General features: G+C 69.7%; 13 protein-coding genes. 5 read left to right on the top strand and 8 right to left on the bottom strand.

Annotation, left to right across the window (positions count from 1 at the left end; all coding sequences use genetic code 11):
* Positions 1 to 30 precede the first annotated feature (30 nt).
* Together IWX63_RS09910 and IWX63_RS09915 are read left to right on the top strand one after the other, a co-directional pair.
* Entirely contained in the window at positions 31 to 594 is a 564-nt protein-coding gene (locus IWX63_RS09910; protein WP_334685775.1) for an RNA polymerase sigma factor, read from the top strand.
* Positions 581 to 1,339, top strand: a complete 759-nt coding sequence (locus tag IWX63_RS09915) for an anti-sigma factor domain-containing protein (protein ID WP_199278000.1) — start codon at positions 581 to 583, stop codon at positions 1,337 to 1,339. The genes IWX63_RS09910 and IWX63_RS09915 overlap by 14 nt, the downstream gene beginning before the upstream one ends.
* A 15-nt stretch (positions 1,340 to 1,354) precedes the next feature.
* Here IWX63_RS09915 and IWX63_RS09920 read toward each other — a convergent pair whose 3' ends face one another.
* From IWX63_RS09920 to IWX63_RS09930, 3 genes are all read right to left on the bottom strand, one after another.
* Entirely contained in the window at positions 1,355 to 1,585 is a 231-nt protein-coding gene (locus IWX63_RS09920; protein ID WP_199278001.1) for a zinc-ribbon domain-containing protein, read from the bottom strand.
* A gap of 350 nt (positions 1,586 to 1,935) precedes the next feature.
* Complete coding sequence (locus IWX63_RS09925) at positions 1,936 to 2,565, bottom strand: flavin reductase family protein (RefSeq protein ID WP_199278002.1); 630 nt, start codon at positions 2,563 to 2,565, stop codon at positions 1,936 to 1,938.
* A gap of 8 nt (positions 2,566 to 2,573) precedes the next feature.
* Complete coding sequence (locus IWX63_RS09930) at positions 2,574 to 3,413, bottom strand: SDR family oxidoreductase (protein WP_199278003.1); 840 nt, start codon at positions 3,411 to 3,413, stop codon at positions 2,574 to 2,576.
* A gap of 104 nt (positions 3,414 to 3,517) precedes the next feature.
* On the opposite strand from IWX63_RS09930, the gene IWX63_RS09935 reads away from it, so the two are divergent.
* Positions 3,518 to 4,321: an SGNH/GDSL hydrolase family protein gene (locus IWX63_RS09935; protein WP_334685776.1), complete on the top strand. Its 804-nt coding sequence runs from the start codon at positions 3,518 to 3,520 to the stop codon at positions 4,319 to 4,321.
* Positions 4,322 to 4,699: 378 nt separating this feature from the next.
* Positions 4,700 to 5,617 carry an SDR family oxidoreductase gene (locus IWX63_RS09940; protein WP_199278005.1) on the top strand — a complete coding sequence of 306 codons (918 nt, stop codon included), beginning with the start codon at positions 4,700 to 4,702 and terminating at the stop codon, positions 5,615 to 5,617.
* A gap of 86 nt (positions 5,618 to 5,703) precedes the next feature.
* Here IWX63_RS09940 and IWX63_RS16810 read toward each other — a convergent pair whose 3' ends face one another.
* Entirely contained in the window at positions 5,704 to 6,759 is a 1,056-nt protein-coding gene (locus IWX63_RS16810; protein WP_334685777.1) for a YrzE family protein, read from the bottom strand.
* Between the two features lie 125 nt (positions 6,760 to 6,884).
* Here IWX63_RS16810 and IWX63_RS09950 point away from each other — a divergent pair, with 125 nt between their 5' ends.
* On the top strand, positions 6,885 to 7,385 hold the full coding sequence (locus IWX63_RS09950; protein ID WP_199278006.1) for a DUF456 domain-containing protein: 501 nt from the start codon (positions 6,885 to 6,887) through the stop codon (positions 7,383 to 7,385).
* A 3-nt stretch (positions 7,386 to 7,388) separates the two neighbouring features.
* Here the strand turns inward: IWX63_RS09950 and IWX63_RS09955 are convergent, their stop codons facing one another.
* From IWX63_RS09955 to IWX63_RS09965, 4 genes are all read right to left on the bottom strand, one after another.
* Positions 7,389 to 9,158, bottom strand: coding sequence for a glycoside hydrolase family 15 protein (locus tag IWX63_RS09955; protein ID WP_199278100.1), 1,770 nt, complete (start codon positions 9,156 to 9,158; stop codon positions 7,389 to 7,391).
* A gap of 36 nt (positions 9,159 to 9,194) precedes the next feature.
* Positions 9,195 to 9,320 carry a hypothetical protein gene (locus IWX63_RS16815; RefSeq protein WP_334685778.1) on the bottom strand — a complete coding sequence of 42 codons (126 nt, stop codon included), beginning with the start codon at positions 9,318 to 9,320 and terminating at the stop codon, positions 9,195 to 9,197.
* 69 nt (positions 9,321 to 9,389) lie between these two features.
* A complete protein-coding gene (locus IWX63_RS09960; protein WP_199278007.1) occupies positions 9,390 to 10,868 on the bottom strand; it encodes a S10 family peptidase in 1,479 nt (492 codons plus the stop codon).
* A 36-nt stretch (positions 10,869 to 10,904) separates the two neighbouring features.
* Positions 10,905 to 12,479: a DHA2 family efflux MFS transporter permease subunit gene (locus tag IWX63_RS09965; RefSeq protein ID WP_199278008.1), complete on the bottom strand. Its 1,575-nt coding sequence runs from the start codon at positions 12,477 to 12,479 to the stop codon at positions 10,905 to 10,907.
* Between the last annotated feature and the right edge of the window lie 50 nt (positions 12,480 to 12,529).

Below are 12,529 nucleotides of genomic sequence, written 5' to 3' on the forward strand. Positions count from 1 at the left end.
CGGCACCGGCCCCGGCTTGAGGAGTGACACGTGGCATCTCCGAGCCCCGAGTGGACGAGGCAGCTCGACCTGGATTTCTTCGCAGGGGACGAGCGCGCAATGACCGCTGCATACGAGAGTTTCTCCCCGCTCGTGTACACGATCGCCCTGCGATCGCTGAGGGATCGTGCGGCCGCCGCCGACGTCACCCAGGACGTGTTCGTCAGGGCCTGGCGGTCCCGGGACCGCTTCGACCCGGAATCGGGGGTGGTGCCGGCCTGGATCATGGGGATCTGCCGGAATGTCATACTCGACTCGCTGTCGGCCAGGAGCCGGCAGGAACACCTGGTGGTGCGGGCCGGCGTCGCCCCGGAAGCCGGGGCCATCCTCGACCACGGTGTCGACACCATCACCGACCGCGTGGTCCTCGGGGCGGAGCTCGAACGGCTCGGAGAGCCCCAGGGTTCAATCCTCAAGCTGGCCTTCTACGAAGACCTCACACATCAACAGATCTCCGCGCGGATGAATCTCCCCCTGGGAACCGTCAAGAGCCACATCCGAAGGAGTCTCGTGCACCTACGTCATCGATTGGGGGAGTGGAATGCAGCATCTTGACCCGGACGCCGTCGGTCTCGCTGCGCTGGGTGAACCACTCGAGCCCTTGTCGGCGGAGCACCTCGGGCAGTGCGGCACGTGTGCGGCCGAGGTGGACGGACTCCACAGCGTGGTAGCCATCGCGAAGGCCGACGGCTCGGTGAGCGTCCTGGAGCGGCCGGACCCGGCGGTCTGGGAGGCGATCAAGGCCGAGCTCGGCCTGCCCGCCGGACTGCGTGCGGACGGCGCCGAATCCCGCTCCGGGTCATCGACGAACGTGCGGTCCCTCGCTGCGGCCAGGGAGCTGCCGGGACGCAGGAGTCGGCAGTTCTCCACCCGATGGCTGGCGGTCGCCGCCGGCGTGGGCGTCCTCGTGGGTGGAGGCGCGCTCTGGGGGTGGGAGTCCCTGCGCCCGGGCGAGAACGTCGTCATCCTGGCGCAGGCCGAACTGGACCCGCTGCCCGGCTTCTCGGGATCCGGGGAGGCGACGATCTCGCGCGCCGACAACGGGATCCGCAGCCTCGACGTCGACCTCACCGGGGCGACGCCCGAGGGGTTCCGGCAGGTGTGGCTGATCGCCCCCGACCTGCAGGAGATGTACAGCGTCGGGCTGCTGGAGGCCGACCATGGCAGCTTCACCGTGCCGGCCGATATCGACCTGGCGCAGTACCCCATCGTGGACATCTCCGACGAGCCCTTCGACGGGGACCCCGCCCACTCGAGCGTCAGCATGGTCAGGGGCACCATCGGTGCGGTCGGCAGCTGAGGACCGTGGTCCTGCTCAGTGAGCTAGGGCGCGTTCTTCCAGGCCGCTGATCCGCGAGGTCGCGCCGCAGTTCGTGCAGACCTGCATGCATGTCTTCTTCACGGTGAGGAGCGGGATGAAGAACACGGAGATCTTCGTCCTGCGCTGGATCACCTGCTGCTGAGCGAACATCCCGCAGTAGCGGCAGGAGGCGGAGCGGGTGGACTGGAGGTGCTCACGTGTGGTGAGGCCGAAGAGGAAGAACATCTCTCCACGGTAACGGCGTGGGGGAAAAGAAGAAAGCTCCCTTAGTATCCTCTCCTCCGGTGCCCCGCGTGGTACTCAGGGCCCATGTAGAGGCCGAACACGGCCAGTTGCACGCCGAGGAACGCGAGGGCCATGCCGGGGGGGGGCAGGAACCAGAAGAGGATACCGAGGTAGGCGCCGAAGCGGGTGGCCAGGAGGGTGAGTTCGATCCAGCGGCCGGTGATGGTGCGGGCGTGGAGGTTGATGCCTTCGAGGGTGAGCAGGGGGAAGAAGAGGTAGCCCTGGCGGCGGGTGATCCAGGCGTGGAGTCCGCGGGCCTGGGCAGCCCTTCCTCGCGGACAATGCCCGCATCAGGGGGTGGTGTGCATCCCCCGGTAGTGCCCGGGCCAGTCCGCCACTGGGATGCGGGAGATCCCCCGGATGGTCCCCACGGACCCCCACTCGTTCTTCCCCAGCCGCGAGAGCGGCCTGAGCGCGGTGATCGAGGGGAGGTCGCCGTCAAGCACGTCCTCCGACACCACGGCATGCAGCACCTCACCGAAGACGAGGGTGCAGTCGCCCATCTCCTGGATCAGGTGGAGCCGGCACTCGAGCGCCACGGGGGACTCCCCGACCCGGGGTGGCCGCACCGTCGCGCTCGGTTCCCGGGTGAGGCCGACGGCGTCGAACTCGCTGACGTCCGGCGGGAAGTCGGTGCCGGTGGCGTTGACGGTCTCGAAGAGCTCCTCCGGCGTGAAGCAGACCACGAATTCGCCCGTGGCCTCGATGTTGCGCACGGAGTCCTTGCGGCCCACGGACGTGAACTGGACGATCGGCGGGTTGACCGACGCGATCGTGAAGAACGAGTGCGGCGCGAGGTTGTCCACGCCGTCGGCCGACGTCGACGAGACCCACGCGATGGGGCGTGGCACGACCACGGAGGTCAGGAACTTGTAGAACGCGCGGCTGTTCGCGGGGTCCGGGACGACGTCCTTGCGCATCCGGGACCCTAGCCCTGCGCCGAGAGGAGGTCGCGGAGGCCGAGCGGGCGCTGTCCGGTGAGGTGCTCGACGTCGGGGGACACCCCGGCCATCTCGCCCCGCGCGATGGCCGTGTACGTGCTCACCCAGGCCTCGACCTGCCAGCGGGGCGCGCCGTGGTGGGCCCTGGAGGCGATCGCCTCGTCGTAGGTCTGGTCCTCGAACCGCACGGTCGCCGGTGCCAGCTCCGTCAGGAGGGCAGCGGCCTCGGCCAGGGTGAAGGCCTCGGGGCCGGTCAGCCTGTACGCCGTCCCCTCGTGGTCCGCAGGCGTCCGCAGCACCGCGGCGGCGGACCGCGCGACGTCGGACTGGGCGACGGCGGAGAGCCGCCCGTCCCCGGCCGGACCGCGGATCACGCCGTCCTCCGCGAGGGCGGGCACGACGTCGAGGTACAGGTTGTCACGCAGGAAGGTCCAGGCCATGCCGGACCGGCGCAGGTACTCCTCCGTGGCCCAGTGATCCCGGCCGAGGAGGAAGGTGGCGTCGGGGGCCGCGCCGAGGAACGAGGTGTAGACGACGTGGCGCACACCCGCCGCCTTCGCCGCGTCGATGAAGGTGCGGTGGGTCGCCACGCGGTCTGCCTCCTCCGCGGCGGAGACCATGAACAGGACATCGACGCCGGCGAGCGCCTCTACGGACGCGTCGGCGTCGTCGTAGGTGCACTGCCGGACGACGGCCTCGGGGAGGTGCTGCGCCCGGTCCGGTGACCTGACCGGGAGGATCAGCGGCACCCCCTCCGCGGCGAGCTCCCGGGCGACACGTCCGCCCACGGTGCCGGTGGACCCTGTGACTGCGATGCGCTGTTCCATGTCCGGAACAGCCACCGCGGGGCAGGAATTATTTCCTCCCGGCTTCACCGTCCGTTCGCCGCCCGATGGTCCGGCGGTCGCCCGGCGGGGCTAGGCTCAATCGAATGGCTGGACGGTTCGTGGCGATCGGAGACTCCTTCACCGAGGGGGTCGGTGACTGGAACGCCTCGTTCCCCAACGGGGTGCGGGGCTGGGCGGACCGCGTGGCCAAGCAGCTGGCACGCCAGGACCCCGCTTGGGAGTACGCGAACCTCGCGATCCGCAGCAAGCGGCTGCACCATGTGCGGGACGAGCAGGTGGACCGCGCGCTGGCGCTTGAGCCGACCCTCGTCAGCCTCTACGCCGGGGGCAACGACATCCTCGAGCTGCGCACCGACATGGGGGCGCTCATGCGGGAGTACGAGTCCATGGTGGAGCGCATCGCCGCGTCGGGCGCCCGCCCGCTCCTGTTCACCGGGTTCGACATCCCCCTGAGCCCCGTCTTCGAGCCGATGAAGCGCCGCAACTGGCTCTACAACGACCACGTGCGGCGCATCGCGCGCACGTACGACGCCGTCCTCGTGGACTACTGGTGCTTCGACGAGTACTCGGATCCGGGACTGTGGGATGCCGACCGGCTGCACATGTCGCCCGCGGGGCACCGGAACCTGGCGGCGCACGTGCTGCGGGTCCTCGGCGTCGACCATTCCCTCACGCCCCGCCTGCCCGAACGGGAGGGGTATGCGGGGCTGGTGGCCGGACTGCGCCGTGAGACGGTCTGGCTCGGGGAATGGGTGGTCCCGATGTTCGGGCGGCGCCTGCGGAAGGTCACGCTCGGCGACGACCTGCAGCCGCGGTGGCCGGAGCCCGTCCACCCGGCCGACGGATTGAAGCGCCTGGCCCGTGCCCGTCCGGTGGCCCCAGGCTAGGTGTGGCATTCCGTTCGGGGTCGATGCATCGTGGCCGACGGGTGGCGACTAGACTCGGCGCCTATGAATCTCATGCGCAGGCTCCGCACCCCGATCGTCTGGCTCCTCGTCGCCGCCCTGGTCCTCAGTATCGGGGCGGGTCTGTTCTCCGTCATCTTCTAGCGCGTCGCCGGCGTCCTCGTTCCGCCGGGCCGGCCTTCCTGCCACCGGTAGCGCCCGAGCCCGCTCCCCGCCAGAGCGGACCGGCGCCATCGGTCGACTTGTCTGTGTCCACCCCGCGCCCCTAAGGTCATAAGTAGGCTTAGCTTTACCGGCTGGCCGACCTTCGTCCCTGCGTCCGCCGCGACGCAGGACACGCACTTACCCCAGGGAGAACACATGACCTCCGAGAGCACTGCAGGATCGACCGACAAGTACACCTTCCAGAACCCCGTCACGAGGTTCGAGAGCATTACCCCGCCTGCCGAGCACACGGCGGAGCCGGGGCTCGAGTCCGAGATGAAGATCGCGGCCGACCGCGGCGAGACCTCGTACCGCGGCACGGGCCGGCTCACGGGTCGCAAGGCCCTCATCACCGGGGCGGACTCCGGGATCGGCGCCGCGGTCGCCATCGCGTTCGCCCGCGAAGGGGCCGACGTCGCCCTGGCCTACCTCCCCGAGGAGGAGGAGGACGCGCAGGTCGTCAAGGCCCTCATCGAGGCGGAGGGCCGCACGGCCGTCTGCATCCCCGGAGACCTGAAGGATCCCGCGTACTGCATCTCCCTCGTGCAGCAGGCCGTGGACGGCCTCGGCGGACTGGACACCCTCGTCAACAACGCGGGCAAGCAGGTGGCCGTCGAGTCGCTCGAGGAGCTGAGCGACGAGCAGCTCGACCACACGTACAAGACGAACATCTATTCGTTCTTCCGGGTAACGAAGGAGGCGCTCAAGCACCTCAAGCCCGGGTCGGCGATCATCAACTCCACGTCGATCCAGGCCTACGAGCCCTCGCCCACCCTCGTGGACTACGCGAGCACCAAGGCCGCGATCAACAACTTCACCAAGGGACTCGCGCAGCAGCTCGCACCCAAGGGCATCCGGGTCAACGCCGTGGCGCCCGGTCCCATCTGGACGCCCCTGCAGCCCTCGGGTGGACAGCCGAAGGAGGCGCTGCCCGAATTCGGGAAGGACACCCCGCTGGGCCGCGCGGGCCAGCCGACCGAACTCGCACCCGCGTATGTCTTCCTGGCGTCCTCCGAGTCGAGCTACGTGCTCGGCGAGACGCTGAACGTCAACGGCGGCATGCCCACGCCGTAGCCCACGACCGCAGACCACGGCAGCCCCGGACTCCTTCGAGTCCGGGGCTGCTGTGGTTGTACGGTGTCGTGCGCCGAGCCGGACGGCTACGGGGTCTCGTCCAGTGTGTCGAAGTCCGTGCGGTCGATCCGGCGGTGGTACCGCATGCCGGCGAGCCCGCCGAGGATGGCCCCGACGAGTGCGATGGCGGCCACCACGAGCAGGCCGAGGAGCCCGGGTCCGGTGAAGTCCTGCGAGGCCGGGAGGCCGAGGCCCTGGATCCGCTCGGTGATGTTCGCCTGGTTGCCGGCGATGAGCCCGATGATGGCGAGCACGAGGGTCACGATCACGGCCCAGAGCCAGACGGCGACACCCTGCTTGGCGCCGCTGAAGCGCGCCATGCGTCCCGCGACGTAGCCGCCGGTGTAGTAGGCGACGAGCAGCATGACGCCGAGGACGACGGCGGCCGTGATGGCCGCGGTCTGCGCCTCGCCCGAGCCGCCCGTGATGTCCTCGATCGAGAGGTTGGCGCCGACTCCGAACAGTGCGGCCAGGCCACCCACGAGCGCGGAGAGCAGCACGAACATGCCGGTGGCGGTGAGCCAGCCGAAGAACGCGGAGCCGAACTTCATGCCTCCGAAGTACTCCTTCTCGCGCTGGTGCAGGAGCTTGCGGTCGGACGGGCTGGGGACGCCCGACCCGGTCGCGGCGCCGCGCGGGAGGGGCCGGTCGGTAGCGCTGCGCTCGTCGCGCTTGCTGACGGGTGTCACGGGGACGGCCTGCGTGTGGGCCTGCGTCCTGGTGTCCTCGGCGGGGCGCGGCTCATCCCGCGATGCGGAGATCGGCGCCGCCTGCCGGCGCGTCGGTGAGCTGTCCCCGGTCCCGGCGGCGCGTCCGCCGTCGGTCGAGCCGCCGGAGTACATGCCCGGGACGTAATCGCCGCTCGAGTCGTCGTCCGCGGAGGAACCGGCGTCGTAGCCGTTCCCGCCGTCATTCCCTCCGCTCCGCGCGGCCGACGGCGACGCGGCCGACGCGCCGCCGTCACCGGGTCCCGTGCGGTGGGTGTCCATCAGTTCGGTGGGGTTGTCCTGGGTTTCGGCGTGCTGGGGATGGTCGGCGCCGCGGCGCTCGCTATCCGTGTTCCCTGTTCCCGGTGTGCTCATCGGTCCTCCTGATCTCAGGGCCCGCAGGCTCGCTAAGGTGGCTTAGTATCCCTAGAAGTATCCCATGACGGCGGCTCGAAAGACCGGTGGCGCCGCGCCGCACCGCGGGATGGAAGACTGTGATCATGGATGTCGAGCTGCTCATGACCGTGGTGTGCGGGGCGCTGATCGCCGTCGGGATCGCGGGTGTCGTGGTGCCGGTCCTGCCGGGCAGCATCCTGATCATCGCGTCACTGCTCGTGTGGGCCCTCACGGTGGGGAGCACCGCGGGCTGGACGGTCTTCGCGATCGGTACCGCCCTCGCAGGTGCCGGACTCGCCGCCGGACTCGTCCTCACCGGCAGGACGCTCCGGCAGCGTCAGATCCCGGGCAGGTCCGTCACCGTCGGGGTGCTCGCGGGGATCGTCGGCATGTTCGTGATCCCCGTCGTCGGCCTGTTCGTCGGGTTCGCTCTCGGACTGTTCCTGAGTGAGTTCGCCCGGCAGCGGAACGCGCGCGAAGCGGTGGCGTCCAGCCTCCACGCCCTGAAGGCGACGGGCTTCGGGATCCTCGCCGAGCTGGCGCTCGCCTGCCTGGCAGGGGCCACCTGGGTCATCGGGGTCTGGGTCCACTTCGCCGGCCAGTAGGCGTCAGGACTCTCCCGAGAGGGTCAGCGCCGCGACGATCAGCGCGAGGTGGCTCAGCCCCTGCGGCAGGTTGCCCATGAAGGCATGGTCCGATGGTTCGATCATCTCCGCCATGATGCCGACGTCGTTGGCCAGCGGCACGAGCTCCTCCATCAGCCGGACGGCCTCGTCACGGCGGCCGACGGCGGCCAGCGCCGACACCATCCAGTAGGCACACGCCACGAACGTCGCCTCTTCCTCCTGCATCCCGCTGTAACGGTAGAGCAGGGGGCCGGCACCGAGTTCCGCGCGGAGGGCGTCGATCGTCGAGGACATGCGCGGTCCCGTATCGAAACCGCTGATCGCGTGCAGGAGGATCGAGGCGTCGAGCTCGGTGGACCCCGGGTACCAGATGTAGCTCTGGCGTTCCTCGGACCAGCCATGCTCGTGCACCCAGTCGCGGATGCGGTCGCGCTCCGCCGCCCATCGCTCCACCGGCCCCTGGAGCTGCCCGCGGTCGGCGAGCAGCACGGCGCACCGCAGCGCGTTCCAGCACCCGAGCTTCGAGGTCACGTAATGCCGTTCCTCCGGGAGCTCCCAGATGCCGGCGTCGCGGCGCTGCCAGATGTCGCATGTGAGGTCCGCGAGGTCTGCGAGCTGGCGCATCGTCGCCGGATCGAGCGCGTGGCCTGCCTGCACGTACTGCCACACGATGTCGAACACGTCCCCGAACACGCCGAGCTGGAGCTGGCCCGCGGCGGGATTGCCGTCGACGACGGGCCCCATCCGGCGCCAGCCGGTCAGGTCCGGGCGCTGCGTACCCTCGGGGATGTCGCCGTTCAGCCGGGTGAAGACCTCCAGGTCGGCGCCCTGCGAGCGCAGGTTCTTCAGCATCCAGGACACGGCGGCGTGGACCTCCTCACGGAGCCCCGCGCGCGTGAGGGCATGGAGCGTGTACGCGGTGTCCCGCACCCACGCATAGCGGTAGTCCCAGTTCTTGCCGCCCCCGGCGCTCTCGGGAAGGGAGGTCGTCGCTGCGGCGGCGATCGATCCGGAGGGGCTGTGCAGCAGCAGCTTCAGGGTGAGGGCGCTCCGCAGGACGGCATGGCGGTACTCGCCGTCGTAGGCGAAGCTGTCCGACCACGCCTGCCAGTTGGTGATGGTGCGGTCCACGCCGTCGTCGATGGTCCGCGGGTCCGGGAGCGGGAGCGGCTCGTCATGCGTGGAGACGACGGCGACCAGGTGCCTGGACCCCGCCGACGTCGTGAAGGCGCCGGCGACGGACCGCCCCTCGGGAGGCAGGAGGCCGTGGTCGAGGCCTAGGACGCCGAGCGCGACGCCGTCGATGCGCAGGATCGGCTGGCCGGCGCCGACATCGACCCACGGTGAGGCCGTGCCGAAACAGGTGCCGGGCGCGACGGCCCACGCCATCTCCACGAAGCCCGTCAGCCCGTCGACGCGCCGGGCGAGCTCGCCCCACGGAAGCCGGCCGGCCACGCCCGTGTTGAGCGAGTCCGTGACCCGCACGGTGCCGCCGGCCGTGGTGTAGGTGGTCTCCAGGACATTCGAACCGTCCGCGTAGCGACGCTCCACGGAGAAGTCCTCCGTGGGGGCGAGGGACAGGAAGCCCTCGTCGGCGTCCAGCAGCCGGGCGAAGGCCGGCGTCGAATCGAGATCGGGGGTCGGGTACCAGTCGATGGATCCGTCGAGGGCCACCAGCGCGACGGTCCGGCCGTCGCCGATCGCTGCGTAGGAACGCAGATCGACGAAACCCGCCTCATCCCGGAGTACGATACCGGCCTCTTCCTGGTCCGCCGTGCCCGGGTGCTGCTACCGGCGGGACGTGCCGTTGTAGCGCGTCTTGCCGGCGCGGGATTGCTGTCCCGCACGCCGGTTGTTCATCAGGCGTGAGGCGATGACGGGTACGAGGGCCCAGAGGATTCTCTTCAGCAGCATGGTGTGTCCTTACGGTGAGGACCGCCCGCGAAGAATACGGCCGGTCGATAATCATCATCCTACTGATGATTATCGGGTGTCCCGGTCCTCCGTGACGAACGCCGTCAGTGCGCGAAGTTGGGCTTCGCGTGCTACCGGGTTGAGGTACATCATGTGACCGGACTCGTGATAGTGGTGCGTGAAGCGGGCCCGGGCGGCGTCGTCGAGGTTCATGTGGGCCCAGACGTATTCGGCCGCGAAGTGGGGCGTGGCGCCGTCGTGGTAGCCGTAGTCGACGTGCACGCGCAGCGCGGGATTGTGCACGAGGAGCCGCTCGAGGACGCCGGAGACGTCGACGGGAGCGCCTTCGAACGTCCGGTAGCTCCACGGCTGGACGCGGGCGGTGAGGATCTCGTAGGGCAGGTCGTTCTCGTAGCCGAGTTCCGCCCGGACGTAGTGGTTCATCGCCGCAGAGTACGGTCCGGTGATCGCCCGCATGCTCGGGTCGTCGAACGAGTCCGAGGCCTGCTGGTTCTCGGGGCGTGCGGCGAACCGGCCGTCGATACGTCCGACCGCGAGGCCCTGCCCGCGGAGGAGCTCGGCCGCGAACTCGTGGTAGGCCCAGCGGAGATTCGTGCGGCGGATGAAGCCCTCGTCGAGCGTCGTGATGGCGTGCAGCCGCGCGACGACGTCGTCGTACTCCGACGGGCTCAACCGGCTGCCCTGCGTCAGCGCGTAGCCGAAGTCGCGTGCCGCGAACTCCTCGGCCTCACGGAGCACGTCGGAGAGCTGCCGGTCGCCGTGCCGCCCGTGGTAGTGCGCGATGGCGGCATAGGTGGGCAGGTGGAGCGCGTAGGGCAGGTCGCTGCCGGGGAAGAAGCGCAGGGTGGACATGTTGAGCACGGTGGAGATCAGGCCGAGTCCGTTGACCGCCATGCCGTAGGCGTCGAACAGGCGCCCGGCCACCGCGACGGCGCGCAGCGTGCCATAGGACTCCCCGACGAGGTACTTGGGGGAGAGCCAGCGGTTGTTGCGCGTCGTCCAGAGGCGGATGACCTCGGCCACGAGGTCCCGGTCCTGGACGAAGGCGTGGAACTCATCGGCCGCCTCGCCGTCGACCACGCGGGAGAAGCCGGTGTTCACGGGGTCGATCATCACGAGGTCGCTCGACTCGAGCAGGCTGCCCGGGTTGTCGACGAGCCCGAACGGGGCGGGGGTCATGGTGCCGACATCCCCCGAGTCGACCAGGCGCGGACCCAGGAGTCCCAGATGGAGCCACACGGAGGCGGAGCCGGGGCCGCCGTTGAAGGCGAACGTGACGGGCCGGCCCGGCTCGGCGTCCTGCTTGGTGTAGGCCACGATGAAGATCTCGGCCTTCGGCTTGAAGCCGTCCACCTTTCCGTCCTTCGTCTCCTCGCGCCGCAGCACGAGGCGCCCGGTCGTCGTCGTGTACTTCAGGCCCGAGGCCGAGGTGTGCTCCCGGACGGCGAAGTCGTCCGACACCTCCTTGGCCCGGGTGTCCGGGTCCTTCGCGGCGGTATCCGGCGTGTCCTTCGTCTCATCAGCCATGCCAGAAGACTACCGGTAGTTCTCCGAGGCAACGGCTCAGGGTTCGGCGGGTGTCGTCTCCCGGGGGCCTGCCGCCGGACGCGATCCCTCGGCACCCTTCGCGGAGCCCGCTGCCCCGGTGTCCCGCGACCACTGGTTGTTCTGCTGCGGCCTGGCGAAGAACAGTGCGGCGAGGAAGCCGATGATGATGACGAAGGCCGGCAGGTAGAGGGACTGGCCCATCGAGAGGGCGTATCCCGCCTTCGCCTCGTCGGGGAGGGCGGCGCCCGGAGTGGCACTCATGCCCCCGCCGTCGAGGTTCGCCATCAGGCGTGACTGCATGATCGCCGCGATCGCGGCACTGCCGAGCACGGCGCCCATCTGGCGGGTGGTGTTGTAGACGCCGGATCCTGCTCCCGCGAGGGACGGGGCGAGGTTCCGGGTGGCGGTGAGGGACACCGGCGCCCAGATCCCGGCGCTGGAGAGACCCAGCAGGGAGATCGGCAGCAGGAGCTGCCAGATCGGGATGTCCGGCGTGAGGATGGAACCCATCCAGAAGAGGGACACGGACATGCCGGCGAAACCGGCGATCGCCATGTATTTGGGGTTGCCCCGCTGGACGAACTTGCCGACGAAGGGGGCGAGGGCGCCGGAGATGACCGCCATCGGGGTCAGGAGCAGCGCGGCCTGCGTGGGCGAGAGGCCGCGGACTGTCTGCGCGTACAGCATGAGGGGCAGCGTCATGGTGGTGATGGCGAAGCCCATGGCGCTGATGGAGGTGTTCGCGAGGGAGAAGTTGCGGTCCCGGAACAGCCGCAGCGGGACGAGGGGCTCGCCGCGGTTGATCTTCTGCCAGACCACGAAGGCGACGAGCAGCACGATGCCCGTGATGATCAGCGACCAGACCGAGAGGGGCCCGGCGATGGTCCCCCAGTCGTAGGTCTCGCCCTCCTGGATGCCGAAGACGAGGCAGAACAGGCCTGCGGCGCTGAGGAACACGCCGAGCATGTCGAAGCGGTGGGAGGTGGTGGGCAGGGTCGGGACGAGACGGGAGGCGAGGATGAAGCCGACGATGCCGACCGGGACGTTGATGAAGAAGATCCACTCCCACCCGGCGGAGTCGACGAGGATGCCTCCGAGCACGGGCCCCACGAGCGTGGCGATACCGGCGACCGAACCCCAGAGCCCCATGGCGGCGCCGCGCCGCTCGGGCGGGAAGATCCGGGTGATGACGGACATGGTCTGCGGCGTCATGAGCGCGGCGCCCAACCCCTGCAGGACCCGGGCGAGGATGAGCGCCTCCACCGTGCCGGAGAGCCCGCACCAGGCGCTCGAGAGGGTGAAGACCACGAGCCCTACGAGATAGATGCGCTTCGGCCCGAAGCGGTCGCCCAGCCGGCCCGTGACGAGCAGCGGCACGGCGTAGGCCAGCAGGTAGGCGCTCGTCACCCAGATGACGCTGTCGATACCGGCGCCGAGCCCCTCCATGATGGCGGGGGTGGCGACCGAGACGATGGTCGAATCCACGAGGATCATGAAGAAACCGATGACGAGCGACCACAGGGCCGGCCAGGCCCTGATGCCGTCATGGTGCGAGGGGTCGATGGCGGCCGGTGTGGGGGTGCTGGACATGGGAAGAAGACTACGCCCGCCCGCTGACAGCCGTGCCGCGGCAGGGCATC

Source organism: Arthrobacter sp. CAN_A2 (assembly GCF_015752045.1).
Lineage (GTDB): Bacteria > Actinomycetota > Actinomycetes > Actinomycetales > Micrococcaceae > Arthrobacter_D.